At 43.1% G+C, this 18,830-nt stretch carries 15 protein-coding genes and 1 other annotated feature; of the genes, 14 read left to right on the top strand and 1 reads right to left on the bottom strand.

Annotation, left to right across the window (positions count from 1 at the left end; genetic code table 11):
• The first annotated feature begins 6 nt into the window (after positions 1-6).
• Positions 7-231: a binding site (T-box leader), on the top strand.
• Between the two features lie 51 nt (positions 232-282).
• The 14 genes from ileS (at position 283) to B7E06_RS12090 (ending at position 16,976) form a co-directional block, all read left to right on the top strand.
• Positions 283-3,033, top strand: a complete 2,751-nt coding sequence (gene ileS / locus B7E06_RS12155; RefSeq protein WP_082234244.1) for an isoleucine--tRNA ligase — start codon at positions 283-285, stop codon at positions 3,031-3,033.
• A gap of 234 nt (positions 3,034-3,267) precedes the next feature.
• On the top strand, positions 3,268-3,741 hold the full coding sequence (gene lspA, locus B7E06_RS12150) for a signal peptidase II (RefSeq protein ID WP_082234243.1): 474 nt from the start codon (positions 3,268-3,270) through the stop codon (positions 3,739-3,741).
• Entirely contained in the window at positions 3,738-4,649 is a 912-nt protein-coding gene (locus B7E06_RS12145; RefSeq protein WP_082234242.1) for an RluA family pseudouridine synthase, read from the top strand. Before lspA ends, B7E06_RS12145 begins: the two co-directional genes overlap by 4 nt.
• 161 nt (positions 4,650-4,810) lie before the next feature.
• Entirely contained in the window at positions 4,811-5,353 is a 543-nt protein-coding gene (gene pyrR, locus B7E06_RS12140; protein WP_082234241.1) for a bifunctional pyr operon transcriptional regulator/uracil phosphoribosyltransferase PyrR, read from the top strand.
• Between the two features lie 136 nt (positions 5,354-5,489).
• Positions 5,490-6,866, top strand: a complete 1,377-nt coding sequence (locus B7E06_RS12135; protein WP_082234240.1) for a solute carrier family 23 protein — start codon at positions 5,490-5,492, stop codon at positions 6,864-6,866.
• Between the two features lie 182 nt (positions 6,867-7,048).
• Positions 7,049-7,945 carry an aspartate carbamoyltransferase catalytic subunit gene (locus B7E06_RS12130; protein ID WP_082234239.1) on the top strand — a complete coding sequence of 299 codons (897 nt, stop codon included), beginning with the start codon at positions 7,049-7,051 and terminating at the stop codon, positions 7,943-7,945.
• Entirely contained in the window at positions 7,929-9,221 is a 1,293-nt protein-coding gene (locus B7E06_RS12125) for a dihydroorotase (RefSeq protein WP_082234238.1), read from the top strand. The genes B7E06_RS12130 and B7E06_RS12125 overlap by 17 nt, the downstream gene beginning before the upstream one ends.
• On the top strand, positions 9,202-10,299 hold the full coding sequence (locus tag B7E06_RS12120; protein WP_082234237.1) for a carbamoyl phosphate synthase small subunit: 1,098 nt from the start codon (positions 9,202-9,204) through the stop codon (positions 10,297-10,299). The genes B7E06_RS12125 and B7E06_RS12120 overlap by 20 nt, the downstream gene beginning before the upstream one ends.
• A complete protein-coding gene (carB, locus tag B7E06_RS12115; RefSeq protein ID WP_082234236.1) occupies positions 10,292-13,495 on the top strand; it encodes a carbamoyl-phosphate synthase large subunit in 3,204 nt (1,067 codons plus the stop codon). The genes B7E06_RS12120 and carB overlap by 8 nt, the downstream gene beginning before the upstream one ends.
• A complete protein-coding gene (locus B7E06_RS12110; RefSeq protein WP_082234235.1) occupies positions 13,492-14,253 on the top strand; it encodes a dihydroorotate dehydrogenase electron transfer subunit in 762 nt (253 codons plus the stop codon). Before carB ends, B7E06_RS12110 begins: the two co-directional genes overlap by 4 nt.
• Positions 14,253-15,167 carry a dihydroorotate dehydrogenase gene (locus tag B7E06_RS12105; protein ID WP_082234234.1) on the top strand — a complete coding sequence of 305 codons (915 nt, stop codon included), beginning with the start codon at positions 14,253-14,255 and terminating at the stop codon, positions 15,165-15,167. The genes B7E06_RS12110 and B7E06_RS12105 overlap by 1 nt, the downstream gene beginning before the upstream one ends.
• Complete coding sequence (gene pyrF, locus B7E06_RS12100) at positions 15,154-15,894, top strand: orotidine-5'-phosphate decarboxylase (protein ID WP_082234233.1); 741 nt, start codon at positions 15,154-15,156, stop codon at positions 15,892-15,894. The genes B7E06_RS12105 and pyrF overlap by 14 nt, the downstream gene beginning before the upstream one ends.
• Entirely contained in the window at positions 15,860-16,486 is a 627-nt protein-coding gene (pyrE, locus tag B7E06_RS12095; RefSeq protein WP_082234232.1) for an orotate phosphoribosyltransferase, read from the top strand. Before pyrF ends, pyrE begins: the two co-directional genes overlap by 35 nt.
• A 220-nt stretch (positions 16,487-16,706) precedes the next feature.
• Positions 16,707-16,976 (top strand): hypothetical protein, encoded by a 270-nt coding sequence (locus B7E06_RS12090; protein WP_082234231.1) that lies wholly within the window; start codon positions 16,707-16,709, stop codon positions 16,974-16,976.
• Positions 16,977-17,110: 134 nt separating this feature from the next.
• On the opposite strand, the gene B7E06_RS12085 is transcribed toward B7E06_RS12090, so the two are convergent.
• A complete protein-coding gene (locus B7E06_RS12085) occupies positions 17,111-18,820 on the bottom strand; it encodes an Rqc2 family fibronectin-binding protein (protein ID WP_082234230.1) in 1,710 nt (569 codons plus the stop codon).
• Positions 18,821-18,830 lie beyond the last annotated feature (10 nt).

The following is an 18,830-nucleotide window of genomic DNA, read 5'->3' as shown; positions in this document are numbered from 1 at the left end:
GAATATTTCCATGCAATGATAGGGAAAGTACGTAAAGTGCATCTGCAGTTATAGCGATTCGGTGATGGTGAAAGTCCGAAGCGGGTCTTTAACGGAAAATCCCCCTTGAGCAGCTGTTCTGAATGATTTAGTAAGAGCAGCCGGGTCGTTCACGATACGAATAAGATAAGAGATTAGCAGTAATTATGCTAATTATTTAGGGTGGTAACGCGAGGTCTTCTCGTCCCTTTTAAGGGATGAGGAGACCTTTTTTGATTGTGATTTTTTAAAGGAGGAACAGCTATGAATTATAAAGACACTTTATTAATGCCAAAAACGGATTTCCCAATGCGTGGCAATTTACCAAACCGCGAGCCTGAAATGCAGAAGGCATGGGATGAATCAAATATATATAAGCAGGTTCAGGAACGGACAAAAGGCCGTCCCTTGTTTGTCCTGCACGATGGACCTCCTTATGCGAATGGCAGCCTTCATATGGGGCATGCGTTAAATAAAACATTAAAAGATTTTATTGTGCGTTATAAGTCGATGGCAGGCTTTCATGCTCCTTATGTTCCGGGCTGGGATACACACGGTCTTCCGATTGAGTCCGCTTTAGCTAAAAAGAAAGTCGATCGTAAAAAAATGTCGCTGGCAGAATTCCGTCAGAAGTGTGCAGATTACGCGCTTGGTCAAATCGACATTCAGCGTAATGAATTTAAGCGCATGGGGGTCCGCGGCGACTGGGATAACCCTTATATTACGTTAAATAAAGCTTTTGAAGCCGAGCAGATTAAAGTATTTGGTGATATGGCGAAAAAAAGCTATATCTATAAAGGATTAAAACCAGTCTTTTGGTCTCCTTCTTCAGAGTCCGCCCTTGCGGAAGCCGAAATTGAGTACCAGGATAAGCGTTCACCGTCTATTTACGTAAGCTTTGAAGTTCAGGATGGGAAAGATCTGCTCGAAGGCGGGGAAAAGATTATCATCTGGACAACAACCCCTTGGACAATTCCAGCCAACTTAGGCATCGCTTTGAACCCTGCAACAGAATATGCAGTGGTTCAAGTAGAGCAAGAGAAATTCATTATCGCCCATGATCTGCTTGAAGAAGTAGCTGGAAAGCTGGAGTGGGAGAATTATGAGGTCACTAAAGTGTTTAAAGGAAAAAAAGCTGACCGCATTTCTGCTAAACATCCTTTCTATGACCGGGAGTCCCTTGTGGTTCTTGGCGATCATGTAACAACTGAAGGAGGCACCGGTTGTGTACACACAGCCCCAGGTCACGGGGAAGATGACTTTTGGGTTGGACAGCAGTACGGCTTAGATGTGCTTTGTCCTGTTGATAATAAAGGTGTATTTACAGGAGAAGCCCCTGGATTTGAAGGGATATTCTATGATAAGGCCAATAAGCCGATTACAGATAAACTAAAAGAATCCGGGGCCCTTTTACATCTCGAATTTATTACACACTCTTATCCGCATGATTGGCGTACAAAAAAACCGACGATTTTCCGAGCGACTGACCAATGGTTTGCTTCCATTAAAGATTTCCGTAAAGACCTTCTTGACGAAATTAACAAAGTGGAATGGACGCCTAAATGGGGAGAAACACGTCTATATAATATGGTGAGAGATCGTCAGGACTGGTGTATTTCCCGTCAACGTACGTGGGGCGTGCCAATTCCGGTCTTTTACGGAGAAGACGGTGAACCGATTATTACTGACGAAACGATTGAACACGTATCTGAGCTGTTCCGTGAGCATGGTTCAAACGTATGGTTTGAGCGTGAAGCAAAAGATCTTCTGCCAGAAGGATTTACTTCCGAACACAGCCCTAATGGCGAATTTACGAAAGAAATGGATATCATGGATGTTTGGTTTGACTCCGGTTCTACTCATCAGGGGGTACTGGAACAGCGTGAGGAACTTCAACGCCCGGCCGATCTTTATTTAGAAGGATCTGACCAGTACCGCGGGTGGTTTAACTCTTCTCTGTCCACCTCTGTTGCCGTTTCAGGAAAAGCACCATTTAAAGGGATTCTAAGTCACGGGTTTGTTCTTGATGGAAAAGGCCATAAAATGAGTAAGTCACTCGGAAACGTGATTGTTCCCGATAAAGTAATGAAACAGCTTGGAGCTGATATTATCCGTTTATGGGTATCCTCTTCCGACTATCAGGCAGATGTAAGAATTTCGGATGAAATTCTCAAGCAAGTTGCAGAAGTATATCGGAAGATTCGGAACACGTTCCGATTCCTGCTGGGCAACCTTCATGATTTTGACCCGAAGAAAGATGCGGTAGCAAAAGAAAACCTTCAGGAAGTTGATCAATACATGCTGCATCGCTTAAATCGACTTGTAAAGGACACGCGCCATGCGTATGAAGCTTACGAATTTTCAACCGTTTATAATAAGGTTCATAATTTCTGTACAATTGATTTAAGCTCCTTTTACCTTGATTTTGCAAAAGATATCCTTTACATCGAAGCAGCTGATCATCCACACCGCCGCAGTATCCAGACGGTTTATTATGAGACATTGACAGCACTTGTGAAACTGATGACACCAATCATCCCTCATACTGCGGATGAAGTTTGGAAATATGTTCCAGGCGTGGAGGAACAAAGCGTACAGCTTACTGACATGCCTGAAGCGGGAAATCCAGCTGATCAGGAGTTAGTAGAAAAGTGGGACCACTTCATGGAAATCCGTGATGACGTCCTAAAAGCACTTGAAGAAGCTCGTAATGAAAAAGTAATTGGTAAATCATTGGAAGCTCATATAACGATTGTACCAAAGGATGAAAAAACAAAGCAGGTGCTTTCATCTATTGAAGATCTTCATCAGCTGCTAATCGTTTCTGAAGCCGAAGTTGGAACAGAGGCAGCTGAATCTAAAGATTATGACTGGGTTAAAATAGCCGTAACGAAGCACACAGGTGAAAAATGTGAACGCTGCTGGGTCTCTTCCCATGAAATTGGCAAAGATGCCAAACACCCAGAACTTTGCCCACGCTGTGCCTCTGTTGTTGAAAAACATTACGTATCTTAATAAGAGAAACCCAATGGAGAAAAATTTATTCTCTATTGGGTTTTTTTCTATACAATGGAAAAACTGTCATGATGTTAATACCGTATATTTACAATTAAAGAAAAAATATATCCTTCCCTGTTTTTCATCTATAAGTAGTACACCAGGAATTTTCAAGAATTCTTAAAATGAAGCGGCCGTTTATCAGATATGGTACAATAGCAAAGGAAACTAATAGTTGGAGGCGGCTAGCTCATGTTTATCTATTACTTATTAGCTGGAGCTGTTATTCTCATTGATCAGCTGACAAAATGGATCATCGTCCAGCAAATGGAATTAAGGGAATCAATCCCTGTAATTGAAGGGTTCTTTTACATAACTTCACACCGGAATACAGGAGCAGCCTGGGGAATACTAGCCGGACAAATGTGGTTTTTCTATATTATAACTTTGGTAGTTGTTGGTTTTATCATTTACTATATGAATCAGTATGCTAAAGCCAGCAAGTTTACAGGAGTGGCTCTGGCTCTAGTCTTAGCTGGCGCAATCGGTAACTTTATCGACAGACTGTTTCGTAAAGAGGTCGTGGACTTTCTGGATGTTTATATAGGAAGCTATAACTATCCTATTTTTAATGTGGCCGATTCCTCGTTAGTAGTTGGAGTAATTTTAATTATGATTGCAGCATTTGTAGATGAGCGTCAAAAGAAAAGGAGAACATCTAAGTGAAAGAAATATATGAAGTAACCGAAGCAGATGAGTCGAAGCGGATTGATAAATTATTAAGAGAAATTATTGAGGACGCCTCAAGATCCCAAATTCAAACATGGCTGAAAGATAAGCATGTACAAGTGGATGAAGAATTTGTAAAAAACAATTACAAGGTGCAGGCAGGCCAGGTGATTACCTGGCAAGTGCCAGAGCCACAGCCCCTTGACCTGCAGCCGGAAAATATTGATATTGAGATCGTTTATGAGGATGAGGATGTTGTCGTAGTAAATAAGCCGTCTGGAATGGTAGTCCATCCTGCTGCCGGAAACATGTCAGGCACCCTTGTCCATGCCCTTTTATATCACTGCTCTGATCTTTCCGGCATTAATGGTGTAGAACGTCCTGGAATCGTTCACCGCATCGATAAAGATACGAGCGGGCTGCTGATGGTAGCTAAAAATGATAAAGCCCATGAATCACTCGTCCGACAGCTAATGGAAAAATCGGTCGAAAGAAAATATGTTGCGATTGTTCATGGAGACATTACTCATGAATATGGAACAATCGATGCACCGATAGGAAGAGATCCAAAAGACCGACAGAAGATGGCCGTCGTTGACAAGGGAAAAGAGGCTGTAACTCACTTCCAGGTGTTAGAACATTTTAAAGAGTTTTCTTATGTTGAATGCAAGCTGGAGACGGGAAGGACTCACCAGATCCGCGTGCATATGCGTTATATTAATCATCCATTAGCCGGAGACCCTAAATATGGTCCGAGAAAAACACTTGACTTAAAAGAAGGGCAGGCTCTTCATGCAAAGTCCGTTGGTTTTACTCATCCGCGGACAGAAGAATGGATGAAGTTTGAGATTGATCCGCCAGAGGAGTTTACAGCTACCCTTGAGTCTCTGCGTAATAAGAGTTGACAAACCTAAATGCGTCTGTCATACTTCTGATAAGAATAACGCAAGTCCTTTAACAACAGTCCCGTGAGGCTGAAAAGGTATCGGATAACACTCTAAGTGTATTTACTGCCCTTTTCTGCCTTTATGCGCGGAGAAGGGCTTTTTGTATGGAGGCCTTGATTATGGAAAAAAAAGCAACCGTGTTAGATGAAGCAGCTATTCGAAGAGCTTTGACCCGTATCTCCCATGAAATTATTGAAAAAAATAAAGGGGTCGAAGATGTGGTGTTAGTGGGGATCAAGACCCGCGGTGCACCGATTGCCGATAGGCTCAAGGAAAAGATTGAAAGTATCGAGGGTCAGAACATAGCAGGTGGAAAGCTTGACATTACACTGTACCGCGATGATCTGAAGAATAAAAGCTATCAAGTAGATCCTGATGTTAAGGAAGCAAATATTTCAGTTGATATTACTCACAAGAAAGTAATCTTAGTCGATGATGTCTTATATACAGGTCGAACGGTGCGTGCCGCAATGGATGCACTCATGGACCACGGACGTCCTTCCCAGATTCAGCTTGCTGTTCTCGTAGACAGAGGGCATCGTGAACTGCCGATTACGGCAAATTATGTTGGGAAAAACATCCCGACTTCTCAAAACGAAGTCGTAACTGTCGAATTGAAAGAAACCGATGGACAGGATGAAGTGATTATTTATGAAAAGTAAATAGTGTTACACCTTTAATAGAAGTCCAGAGAGGCTTAAAAGGTCGTAAAATGAGAACGTATGGACTATACGTCTAACTCTTTGCGAGCTTTTAAGCAGCAAAGAGTTTTTTTATGGAAAGAAGGAGGAAACAACAATGAAACAAGCAGCTTTAGGAGTTCATGAACGTCCAAATGCAGGGAAATGGCTAATGCTTAGCATGCAGCATCTGTTTGCGATGTTTGGGGCAACCATCTTAGTTCCATTTCTTACAGGGCTGCCTCCGGCTGTCGCTCTTGTCTCCAGCGGCTTCGGCACCCTTGCCTATATATTAATAACTAAAGGAAAAGTACCGGCTTATCTAGGTTCAAGTTTTGCTTTTATCTATCCAATTATGGAAGTCTCCAACACTCATGGTATCGCCGGTGCGATGATCGGAAGTTTTCTGGCCGGACTTGTATACGGAGTGGTTGCATTACTGATCACGATGTTCGGAATAAACTGGCTCATCAATCTTCTGCCTCCAGTTGTCGTAGGTCCTGTCATTATAGTGATTGGTCTTGGACTGGCTTCTACAGCAATAGATATGGCAATGTATCTGCCTGGAGAAGAACAAGTATACAGTGCCACCCATTTTACGGTAGCTCTTGTAACACTTGGGGTCACCATTGCCGCTACGGTTTTCCTGAGAGGATTTCTAAGTCTGCTGCCAATCTTAATTGGTATTCTCTCCGGCTATATCTTTGCCCTCACACAGGGGATCATTGACACGAGTGAAATTGCTGCCCAGTGGTCAGGGATCACGTCTGCAGATTCAATCGGAGGTTTTTTTCAAGCACTCTTTATGATGCCGGACTTTCTTATCCCATTTAAAGATTTCTCCCCTATGGATGTCTTCAGCTGGCAGATCGTCTTCTTAATGGTGCCATTTGCTTTAGTGACAATGACAGAGCACATCGGGGATCAAATGGTCCTTTCAAAAGTTGTCGGACGCAATTTCTTAAAAAATCCCGGGTTAAACCGCTCCATTCTTGGAGACGGTGTAGCAACGATGATCGCTTCTATGCTTGGCGGTCCTCCAAATACAACTTATGGAGAAAATATAGGCGTGCTCGCAATCACCAGGGTGTTCAGCGTATTTGTAATCGGAGGAGCTGCTGTATTCGCGATTCTCTTCGGTTTCCTGGGAATGAGTACAGCAATTATTGGATCTATTCCTTCTGCGGTGATGGGCGGTGTCTCCATCCTGTTGTTTGGTACTATCGCATCAAGTGGTCTTCGTATGCTGATAGATAATCAGGTGGATTTTAGTGAAAAGCGAAACTTGATCATCTCTTCAGTAATTCTTGTAATCGGCTTGGGAGGAGCTTTTGTAAGAGTAACGGACGGACTGCAAATTGAAGGAATGGCTCTTGCAGCAATTATTGGTGTCATTCTAAACCTGATCCTTCCTGGCAAAGAGAAAAGTCATGGAAATGGAAAAATGTTTGAAGAGCCGGAAACGGAAAAACAATCAAATAGTGGAGCAGCATAACTAAACCAGCGCACGTTTTAAATGAAGTCCAGAGAGGCTTACAAGGGTGTACTAGGGCTTAGCTTGTTCGTTATAAACGAAAAGCAGCATCCCCGGTAACCCGGGGGTGCTATTTTTATACCTTTGCACATCCCGCGCTTATAGGAAATCTAATTTTTTCAAAAGAAAGGGGAGCCAAAGGCATGAAGCATTTATTATCAATGAAAGATGTTACTCCGCATATGATCACTGAGCTTTTTCACAAAGCTTCTCGGTTTAAACAGGGTGTGGTCGGATGGGACGCGGACCGCAAGTTTGCAGCGAATATTTTTCTTGAACCGAGTACTCGAACGAAGAATAGCTTCTATATTGCTGAGAAAAAACTCGGAATGGATGTAATTGACGTTAATGGGGCTGAGTCGAGCCTTACGAAGGGAGAGTCATTGCGAGACACTATAAAAACACTGGAATCAATCGGTGTGGAGCTAGTTGTTCTCAGACAGGCTGAAGAAGGAATTCTTCAAGAACTTTCTAAGGACCTTTCACTTTCAATTATTAACGCAGGAGACGGAACTGGGGAACATCCAACTCAGTGTCTGCTGGATCTATTTACAATCGCAGAGGAGTTTAAAAGTTTTGCAGGATTAAAGGTTGCCATTGCCGGCGATATCAAGCACAGCCGGGTGGCTCGATCAAATGCCAGAGCTCTTCGGATGCTTGGTGCTGATGTCTCATTTACTGCCCCTTCAATCTGGCAGGATCCTGCCCTCTCCAATGAGTACATATCAATGGATGAGGCAGCAGCTGAAAGTGATGTATTGATGCTCCTTCGTGTGCAGCATGAAAGGCATTGTCAAGAAGCTTTTTCCGGAAATTACCTGGAGACATACGGGTTAACGAAAAGAAGGGAAGCTTCGATGAAAAAAAGGAGTATAATTCTTCACCCAGCGCCGGTTAATCGCGGCGTAGAAATAGATTCGAGCTTAGTAGAGTGTCCGCGATCACGTATTTTCAGTCAAATGGCCAATGGTGTGAACATTCGAATGGCTGTGATTCAAACATTACTAGAGGAGGCGGTTTTACATGTCCATCAAAATTAAAGGTGCTAAGCGTTTATTAAACGGAGAACCGACGCCATGTGAAGTTATGATTGTAGATGGAAAAATAGCAGATATCGGTGAAAGGGTACAGGGAGAGGCAGAAAACACTCTTCTTGCGGAAGGATTGCTTTTATCACCGGGTCTTGTTGATGTCCATATTCATTTGAGAGAACCTGGCGGTGAGGCCAAAGAGACAATTGCGACAGGAACTAAAGCCGCAGCAAAAGGCGGATTCACTACAGTATGTGCGATGCCGAATACGAGGCCCGTGCCCGATAAGTCAGAAACTTTAAATGAACTTTATGAAAAAATAAAAGCAGATGCCTCCGTTAGAGTTCTTCCCTATGCAGCTATTACAACCCGCCAGCTTGGTAAAGAAATGGTGGATTTTGAAGGATTAACAGAAGCAGGCGCTTTTGCATTTACAGATGACGGTGTCGGGGTGCAAGAGGCCGGCATGATGTATGAAGCAATGCTGGAAGCTGCACGCTTAAACAAGGCAGTTGTTGCCCACTGTGAAGATAATTCACTCATCTATAATGGGGTAGTCCATGAAGGAAATGTCAGCCAAAGACTAAAGGTGCCAGGCATTCCGAACATCGCTGAATCGGTACACATTGCAAGAGACGTTCTGCTCGCAGAAGCGGCAGGCTGCCATTATCATGTGTGCCACGTCTCAACTAAAGAATCAGTCCGTGTTATCCGCGATGCCAAGAAGGCTGGAATTAAAGTTACGGCAGAAGTTACACCACACCACCTGCTCCTTACTGAAGATGATATAAAAGAAGATGATGCGTTTTATAAAATGAACCCGCCGCTTCGATCTAAGGAAGATCGTGACGCACTTATTGAAGGACTGCTGGATGGAACAATTGACTGTATTGCTACAGACCATGCCCCACATACGGAAGAAGAAAAACAGTCGGGTCTTCTCCAGTCTCCATTTGGAATTACCGGCCTTGAGATTGCATTCCCCCTTCTCTATACACATTTTGTTGAAAAAGGAGACTGGGAATTAGAACAGCTAATCGACTGGCTTAGTAAGGCTCCGAGCCAAATTTTCGACTTGCCATTTGGAACACTTGAAATTGGAGCACCTGCAGACCTTACGCTTATTAATTTGAATATAGAGAAACAGATTGACCGTTTTTCATTTGCTTCAAAAGGAAAGAACACACCATTTCACGGGAGTCTTGTAAAAGGCTGGCCGGAAGTTACAATCGTTGACGGAAAAATCGTATGGGAGGGAAGCCAAAATGAAACAGCTCGTGCTTGAGGATGGAACAACTTTTATTGGAAAAGGTTTTGGCAGTGAAAGAGACAGCTTTGGAGAAATCGTTTTTAATACAGGAATGACTGGATACCAGGAAGTGATCTCTGATCCTTCATACTGTGGGCAGATCGTTACATTTACTTATCCATTAATCGGAAACTACGGGATTAACCGAGATGACTTTGAAACGGTAAATCCTGCAATTTTAGGAGTGGTAGTAAAAGAACATTGTGAATCGCCTTCTAACTTCCGCTGCGAGGAGACACTTGATGAATTTTTAAAAGCTAAAAAAATTCCTGGGATCAGCGGAATAGATACGAGAAAACTGACAAAAATTATCCGTAAGCACGGGGCGATGAAAGCTGTGATTACTTCAGCAGACCGTCCAGTTGAGCAGGTGCTTCATATGATGAATGATACTCCACTACCACGAGATCAAGTAAGACAGGTCTCAACGATTAAGCCGTACGTTGTGCCAGGACGCGGCTACCGTGTGGTACTTGTCGACTTTGGAATGAAACACGGTATTCTCCGTGAGTTTACGAAGCGTAACTGTCACGTGACAGTTGTTCCCTACCATACATCCGCAGATGAAATCCTTCGCTTAAAACCAGATGGCGTTATGCTTTCAAACGGACCGGGGGATCCAAAAGATGTTCCTGAAGCGATCCAGACGATCCGGACCCTGATGGGGCAGGTACCGATTTTTGGAATCTGCTTAGGACACCAGCTGATCGCACTGGCTGGAGGAGCAGATACTCAAAAAATGAAGTTTGGACATCGAGGAGCCAACCAGCCGGTAAAAGATTTAAAAACAAACAAAACAAAAATTACTTCCCAAAATCATGGCTACGCGGTCAATGGGGCTTCTGTTCAGGCTACTAAACTTAGACTTACCCAGGTTTCGCTGAATGATGGGACGGTTGAAGGTCTCGAACACTCCACCTGTAATGTATTCAGTGTACAGTATCATCCGGAAAGCTCCCCGGGCCCAGACGATACGTCTTACTTATTTGATGAGTTTTTACAAAGGATGGGGCAGGGACAGACAAAGAAAGAGGAGGAGAACCTTTATGTCTAAACGAACAGATATCAAGAGAATCTTAGTGATTGGATCAGGTCCTATTGTCATCGGGCAGGCAGCAGAGTTTGACTACTCCGGCACGCAGGCTTGCCAGGCATTAAAAGAAGAAGGTTATGAAGTTATTCTAGCTAACTCCAACCCTGCAACAATTATGACAGATCATACAGTAGCCGATAAAGTATACATGGAGCCTCTCACCGCTGAATTTTTAATGAAAATTGTTCGTAAAGAACGTCCTGATGCCATTCTGCCGACTCTAGGAGGACAGACCGGGCTTAACTTAGCAGTTGAACTGAGTGAATCTGGTATTCTCGAACGCTATCATGTAGAGCTTCTGGGAACACCGCTTGAGGCCATTCAAAAAGCAGAAGACCGTGAGAAGTTCCGTGCGCTGATGTATAAAATGGAACAGCCTGTTCCTGATAGTGAGATTGTCAGCTCAGTAGATGAAGCAATCGATTTCGCCAATCAAATTGGCTATCCAGTCATCGTACGTCCTGCGTATACAATGGGAGGCGCCGGTGGAGGTATGTGTGATAATGAACAGGAACTTCGGGAAACAGCACGAAGCGGGATCTCATTATCACCTGTCAGCCAGTGCCTGATTGAGAAAAATATTGCAGGATTTAAAGAGATCGAATATGAAGTTATGCGTGACAGCAATGACCAGGCGATCGTTGTGTGTAATATGGAAAACTTCGACCCTGTAGGCATTCATACAGGTGATTCCATCGTATTTGCTCCTTCGCAGACGCTAAGTGACAGAGAATATCAGATGCTTCGAAATGCTTCCTTAGACATTATTCGTGCTCTTGAAATCGAGGGCGGATGTAATGTTCAATTGGCTTTAGATCCACACAGCTTTCAATATTACGTCATCGAGGTCAACCCGAGAGTCAGCCGTTCTTCTGCACTAGCGTCAAAAGCCACAGGCTATCCGATTGCTAAAATGGCGGCGAAAATTGCGGTAGGTATGACATTAGACGAAATTCAAAACCCAATCACTGGCACAACTTATGCCTGTTTTGAACCGGCACTTGACTATGTGGTAGCTAAAATACCTCGCTGGCCTTTTGATAAATTTGCCAAAGGAAATCGCAAGCTCGGCACACAGATGAAAGCGACAGGGGAAGTCATGTCGATCGGCCGTACGATTGAAGAGGCTCTCTTAAAGGGAGTCCGTTCCTTAGAAGGGGAGAAGGAAGACTTATATGTAGATTCTGTCGCTGAGCTGGAAAATGAAGTCATATTTGAACGAATGAAAAAAGCAGACGATGAGCGGATTTATGTAATAGCAGAAGCCTTAAGAAGAGAGATTACTATAAAAGAGGTTCATGAGGTTACCGGCATTGACTATTTCTTCTTAAACAAACTTAAACAAATCATAGATTTAGAGGGTGCACTTAAAGAAAGACCATGGGACGCGGAATTAATCAAAAAAGCAAAGGAAAAAGGATTTTCTGATGCGCAGCTCTCCAGAATCTTATCTTCCGACGAATTTAAAGTGATGGATTTCCGCCGTGATCATAATATAAGACCTGTCTATAAAATGGTCGATACATGTGCGGGTGAATTTGCTTCAGAAACGCCTTATTTCTACAGTACCTATGAAGAGGAAAATGAGTCTGAAGTATCAAGCAATAAAAAAGTTTTGGTGATAGGCTCAGGTCCGATACGGATTGGACAAGGAGTCGAATTCGATTATGCGACGGTCTACTCTGTTCTTGCCCTGAAGGAAATGGGGTATGATGCCATCATTATGAACAACAACCCGGAAACCGTATCGACTGATTTCAGCGTATCTGACAAGCTATACTTTGAACCGCTCACATTAGAAGATGTTATGCATGTAATTGATCTGGAAAAACCGGAAGGAGTTATCGTCCAATTCGGCGGACAGACTGCGATTAACCTTGTCGAAGGTCTGGATCATTGTGGAGTACCGATATTAGGGACAACAATGGATGCGATAAATACGACGGAAGATCGTGATCTTTTTGAAAAACTGCTTAATGAACTAGAAATCGCTAAGCCAGGCGGGGAAAGCGTGACGAGTGAAGAAGAAGCACTCCGAGCAGCACGCTCTATCGGTTACCCGGTAGTTGTACGTCCCTCCTATGTACTTGGCGGAAGAGCTATGGAAATCGTCTATTCTGATGAAGAACTTGACGTGTACATGAAAGAAAATGTGCGAGTGCACAACGGCCATCCGATTCTGGTCGATAAGTATCTGACCGGAATGGAAATTGAGGTAGACGCGATTTCCGATGGAGAAGATGTACTAATTCCCGGGATTATGGAACACATTGAACGTGCAGGAGTTCACTCTGGAGATTCTATGGCAGTGTATCCGACCCAGCGTTTAACAGCAGAGCTAGAACAGCAGTGTATCGATGCAACGATCAAAATTGCACGCTCTTTAAAAATGAAAGGCTTAATTAACATCCAGTTCGTTGTTTTAGAAGGCACAGCTTATGTACTTGAAGTAAATCCAAGGGCAAGCAGAACCGTACCATTCCTAAGTAAAATTACCGGCATTACGATGGCCCAGCTGGCAACAAAAGTGCTAATGGGTTCAACCTTAAATGAACTAGGTTACAAGACACAGGTCGCTGACAAGCCGGATGGGGTTTACGTGAAAGTCCCTGTATTCTCTTTTGAAAAGCTGCGCAGTGTAGATACGACATTAGGACCAGAAATGAAATCCACTGGAGAAGTCATTGGATATGATCAAAGCCTCGAAAAAGCACTCTATAAGGGGATGACGGCAGCCGGATTGAAGATACCAACTGAAGGCTCTGTTCTCTTGACGGTTGCAAATAAAGATAAGCAGGAAATGGTTCAGATTGCAGAAACATTTCATCAGCTTGGATTCCATCTGTTTGCGACTGAGGGGACAGCTAAAGTAATTCAGGAAGCGAATCTCCCTGTAGAAGCAGTAGGGAAGTTAGGCTCAGATCAGAAGGATACCATCGACTTAATTAGAAATGGAGAAGTACAGTTTGTGGTCAACACAATTAATAAAGGCCGCCGCTCCCGTTCTGATGGATTTCTTATCAGAAGAGAAGCCGTGGAACATGGAATCGCCTGCCTCACAAGCTTAGATACAGCGAAGACCATTGTGGAAGTCATTGATGCAATGACATTTACGGCCCGTACCATTGATAAAAAAGAGGCGGTGTTTGCCCAGTGATTCGTGAATGGATGACGATTGTCAATCACCAGAGGATCGCACATCAAACGTATTTAATGGAAATCGAAGGTGAGATTGCCAGCATGGTAGAAACCCCCGGGCAATTTGTTCACATCCAAATCAGTGACAGCTTTTTCTTGCGGCGTCCCGTCTCGATCGCAGACGTAAGTCCGGTTAAAGGGACGATAACTATTCTATACAAAGTGCTGGGGGAAGGCACAGAAGCTTTAACAACCAAACTACCAGGAGAAAAAATAGATATCGTAGGTCCAGGTGGGAAGGGATTTCCTGTAGATGAGGTCGAAAAGGGCCATGCCCTTCTAATCGGCGGCGGGATCGGCATACCGCCTCTCTACTATTTAGCGAAACAGCTTAAGGCAAAAGGACATCACATCACAAGTGTACTTGGCTACAGATCTGAAGAAGACCTGTTTTATGTGAGAGAATTTGAAGAACTGGGAGAAGTACGGATTACTACAAATGACGGCAGTGCAGGTATAAAAGGTTTTGTTACAGATGCGCTTCCTGATTTAAATTCGGTCGACTGCTACTTCACATGTGGTCCGACAGTTATGTTGAAAAATGTAAAAAAAGAGTTGACCGGTAAACCTGGCTATATTTCTATTGAAGAGCGAATGGGATGCGGCATTGGAGCCTGCTTTGCCTGTGTTATGGAGACGCCGTGTAATTCTGAAAAAGATTATGTAAAAGTCTGCAGCGACGGCCCGGTCTTTCGTCCTGAGGAGGTCATTTTATAATGGATATTCAAGTCACTCTGCCTGGTTTATCTTTAAAAAATCCGGTTATGCCGGCTTCCGGATGTTTCGGATTTGGTAAAGAGTTCGCTCAGTTTTATGATCTTTCGGAGCTGGGAGCTGTGATAATTAAAGCAGCAACGGAAGAAAGCCGCTTTGGAAATCCAACACCAAGAGTAGCCGAGACATCGAGCGGAATGCTAAATGCGATCGGCCTGCAAAATCCCGGAGTCGAGAAAATTATCTCTCAGGAGCTTCCATTTCTTGAGCAGTTTAATATTCCAATCATCGCAAATGTAGCTGGAAAAACAGTGGAAGAGTATGTGGAAGTTACAAGTAGGCTGTGTGAAAGCAATGTAAAAGCTCTTGAACTTAACATATCCTGTCCGAATGTTAAAGAAGGTGGAGTGCAGTTCGGAACAGATCCAGATTTGGCTTATGAAGTAACAAAGCGGGTGAAAGAAGCGAGCAGTCTTCCAGTTTATGTAAAGCTTTCCCCTAATGTGACGAATATTGTTTTACTGGCAAAATCTGTTGAAGAAGCAGGTGCTGACGGCCTGTCAATGATTAACACAATTACAGGAATGAGAATTGATCCCAAAACTAGACGGCCGGTTATTAGCAATCAGACTGGAGGATTGTCCGGCCCGGCGATTAAGCCAGTGGCTGTTCGGATGATTCATGAAGTTTACGACAAAGTAGACATTCCGATCATTGGAATGGGCGGCATTGAAACGACAGATGATATCGTAGAATTCCTGCTGGCAGGAGCTAGTGCAGTTGCTGTCGGGAGCGCGAATTTTAAAAATCCAAACATTTGTAAAGAGTTAATCCAGCAGCTTCCAGACACACTCAAAAAATATGGGTTTTCTTCTGTAGAAGAAGCTATCGGAGGTGCTCATCTTGTCCACCAATAACCCGCTTTATGTTGCGCTTGATTTCCCGCGAAAAGAGCAAGTCCTGCAGTTTTTAGAAACGAATGGATTAAAAAAAGTACCGGTTAAAGTTGGAATGGAACTCTTTTATAGAGAAGGACCATCCATTATAGAAGATTTGAAAAAAAGAAATCATCCCGTATTTTTAGATTTAAAGCTGCATGACATACCGGCCACAGTGAAGCGGGCAATGACAAGTCTGGCTTCTCTTGAGGTAGACATAGTGAATCTTCACGCACAGGGCGGGAGTGCGATGATGCAGGCAGCAGCAGAAGGTCTTGATATAGGATCAGCAAATAAAAAACCACTGCTGCTTGCTGTTACACAGCTTACCTCCACTGATGATATGATGCTCTCGAATGAACTGCTGATTAATGGAAAGTCAATGGAGGAAGCTGTTATCCACTATGCCGTTTTATCAAAAAACAACGGTGTCGATGGTGTTGTCTGCTCGGTTAAGGAAGTGCCGGCGCTGCGTAAAGCGTGCGGGAAGGACTTCATAGCACTGACACCAGGTATCCGTCAGTCTGATGCAGAACATCATGATCAGAAGCGTGTAGCTACACCTGAAGCAGCTGGAGAGGCGGGAAGCGATTGTATAGTCGTAGGCCGTAACATAACCCAATCATCTGATCCTTTTGCTGCCTACAAGAAGATGAAGGAGGAATTTTTGAATGGAGTCAGGAAGAATAGCACACCAACTGCTTAGTATAGGAGCTGTACAAATACAGCCGAATGATTTATTTACATGGACCTCAGGCATTCGCTCGCCTATTTATTGTGACAATCGTCTTGTTATGTCCTATCCAGATGTGCGGGAGCAGATTATAGATGCCATGGTAGAGCATATTGAGAGCCTGCAAGAGCCAGTCGATATGATTGCCGGATGTGCAACCGCAGGTATTCCGCACGCCGCCTGGGTCGCCGACAGACTTAAGCTCCCAATGGTCTATGTAAGAGGAGAAGCAAAAAAACATGGGAAAGGCAATCAGATCGAAGGAGATCTGTCCCAAGGGAACAATGTTATCGTAATAGAAGATCTCATTTCGACAGGAAAATCATCGATTGCGGCCAGTGATGCAGTGGTTAACAGCGATAAAAAAGTAGTTGAAGTGCTTTCTATCTTTACTTACAATCTTTCTGAAGCTTCTGATGCTTTCAAAGCTAAAGGCATACGCACTCATTCCTTAGCAGCTTATAATGAGTTAATTGCCATAATGAAACAGGCTGGTAAAATCAATGATGAAGAATACAGCAAACTCCAGCAGTGGAGAGAAGAACCGAAAATATTTACTCAGTAAACTTAAGGGATGCATTTATTGCATCTCTTTTTCGATCCTGTGATTGTTTTTATATTTAGAAGTCTATGTTTCCCTGAAGATTGCTGGGTTGCTAATCAGCAATCTATGAAAAGGAGCTATCTTTTTTTGTTACTGACTTTTATTTACCATTCCAAAAAGTATTAAATATGCTAAAGTAATAATAAAGTTTCGCTCACTCTATAGGCAGGGGTGATAAGTTTTGAATCCGGGAAAGCATTCATTTTTTATTTTAGTTAATGTCAGTATTGGCCTAACTACATGTCTCGTGTACTTATATACGTGGATGTCCTTATCGATTGAGAAGCCTTTGTGGCTGTTTGGACCGCTCATTAATTTAACTTTCTGTATGTCTGTTTTTGTTTTTTACAATTTTATGGTACTGCGAAAAGAAGAAAGAAAGTATTGGACTCAGGCGATATTCTCCTGTCTTGCTGCGATTTTCTTCTTTGCTTTTTTCTTAAGCCGTTGACAAACGAGTTGCGTGTACCATGAGAGAGCAGGATGTGATCCGCTAGTGTAACGGGCTAGCTAACCGGCATAGTAAATGCAGGCTTTTCAGCTATAAAGAAAAGCTCCGCTTTTCCTGAAAGCGGAGCTTTTCTTCTATTTCATTTTCAGTTGATCTACTTCTTCCTTGTCTGGCGTGACATATAACGTCTGCTGCTGATCATAAGTAACAAACCCTGGTTTTGCTCCTGAGGGCTTTTTAACATGACGGATCAGTGTATAATCCACAGGAACGGAAGATGACTGGCTGTATTTACTGTAATAGGCCGCAAGACGGGCCGCTTCAAACAGTGTTTGCTCGGACGGGTCTGTATCTTTAATAACGACATGCGATCCTGGGATATCTTTAGCGTGAAGCCATATATCTCCTTTATGGGCAAGACGGTTCGTTAAATATTCATTCTGTTTATTGTTTCTTCCCACATAGATGGTAGTACCGTCACTTGCTTTGAAGCTTTCAGGTGAAGGGGCATCCGGCTTTTTCTTTTTCTTCTTCACGGATGCTTTCTTTTTCAAGTAACCTTGTTCTCTTAACTCGTCTCGGATCCCTTCAATATCTTCTTCTCTTGCACTTTCTACCTGCTGGATAAGCTGGTCAAAGTATTCAATTTCATCATACGATTTGTCAATCTCCAGTTTTACAGCTTCCTTTGATTTCTTCAGCTTTTGATAAGTTTGAAAAAGGCTTTGCGCATTTTCACTCGGGGTTTTATTAGGGTTTAATTCGATTTCTATTTCTAATTGATTTGGATCATAATAATCAATCACTTTCACAGCCGTATCTCCCGGGTTTATAAGATGCAGGTGAGCAGTAAGGAGTTCTCCCATCTTCTGGTATTCATCTGCGGCTTCTGATTTTTTCAGCGTATTTTCATGCTTTTTAATTTTTCGTTTATTTTTATCTCTTTCATTTTTTAAAAAGCGGTACAAATCTCCTGCCTGCTGTTTTACGCGGTCACGCTCGGCCTTTCCGGAATAATAACGATCGAGCATTTCGCTTACTGTCTCAAAGCTTTTTGATTCTGCTTCTAAATGAGTCAGCGGCATTACGTAAAACTGTTCACGTTCTCCCAGGAACAAGGAAGGCTTATATTCATGGTTAATGATAGATTGACGGATCTCTTCATAAGCAGACTCATAATCTTTTCGATTCCCTAATTTGGCCAGGTGGGCGATTTCCTTTGTAGTTAAAGGAGAAAAACCCATGACTTTACTAAGTATCTGTTTATCAATTTTTCCGGCATTAAAGTCCAGTTTTTTTATCAGCTCTTCTCCCGTTAATTGAAGGGGATTTGATTTTCCTTGTTCCGGCGGCAGCTTATACGGCTGGCCCGGCATAACTGTCCGGTACGTGTTTTGAGACGGAGGAAGATGCTTAATACTGTCTAAAATATGCCCTTCTTCAGAATCAATTAAAATAATGTTGGAGTGTTTTCCCATAACTTCAATAATTAATTTTTTAATCGTTTCGTCACCAATTTCGTTGCGTGAACGCACATGGAGTTTAACGACCCGCTCCATTTCAACCTGTTCAATGTCTTCTATAAAACCTCCGGCCAAGTGTTTTCGAAGCAGCATGCACAGCATAGGAGGTTCCTTCGGATTATTGTATCCATCCTGTGTGAGATGAAAACGGGCATAGCTGGGGTGGGCAGATAATAATAAGGAATAATTCTTTCTTTCTTTTCTTACTGTAAAAATCAATTCTGTATCGGTTGGCTGGTAGATTTTTAATATGCGACCAGTCACAAGTTTCTCTATAAGCTCACGGGTGACAGCCCGTGTGACAATTCCGTCAAAAGACATAGCTACAACA

The sequence above is a fragment of the Halobacillus massiliensis genome, assembly GCF_900166625.1.
GTDB lineage: Bacteria > Bacillota > Bacilli > Bacillales > Halobacillaceae > Halobacillus_A > Halobacillus_A massiliensis.
Note: the sequence above shows the minus strand (reverse complement) of the source record. Positions and strands in the feature narration are given on the sequence as shown.